Genomic DNA, 529 nt, shown 5'->3' with positions numbered 1-529 from the left:
CCCGGCCAGGTGCCGGTGGCGAGGAAGACCAGCAGGATGATCGGCAGGTTGTGGGCGGCGATGATGGCGTTGCGCCAGACGCAGCGGAGCACGTGCACCGAATAGGGCAGGGGCAGCTGGCGGATGATGCCCTCGGCGCTGGTCAGGCTGGTGCAGGCATCGGTGACGATCGAGCCGATGGTGTTCCAGACGATCAGGCTGACCGCGAGGAAGGGCAGGTACTCGGCCAGCTGCAGCTTGAACAGCGAGGAGTAGAGCAGGCCGAGCCCGCCGATCATCACCGCGGTCGAGAGCGTCAGCCAGAAGGGCCCGAGCACCGAGCCGCGGTAGCGGTTGCGGATGTCGAGGTTGCCGAGCGCGACCGACAGCCGCCAGCGCCGCAGCCCGGTGGCGATGTCGGCCAGCGCCACCGACCGCCGCCGCGGCGTGGCGGCATCGAAGACATAGAGCGTTCCGGGGCGGCCCGGCGGGCGCGACACTTGGTCCAGCATGGCCGCGCCTATAGCCCCATGGGGCAGGGGTGGCCAGG

General features: G+C 70.3%; 1 protein-coding gene. It reads right to left on the bottom strand.

Features of this window, described 5'->3' with window-relative positions:
• On the bottom strand, window positions 1-491 hold a 491-nt coding region (locus tag QWZ14_RS28915; RefSeq protein ID WP_290320535.1), incomplete at its 3' end, for an ABC transporter permease.
• Between the last annotated feature and the right edge of the window lie 38 nt (window positions 492-529).

It is taken from the genome of Paeniroseomonas aquatica (assembly GCF_030409335.1).
Lineage (GTDB): Bacteria > Pseudomonadota > Alphaproteobacteria > Acetobacterales > Acetobacteraceae > Belnapia > Belnapia aquatica.
The sequence above is the reverse complement of the archived record's forward strand: the minus strand, read 5'-3'. Positions and strand labels throughout refer to the sequence as shown.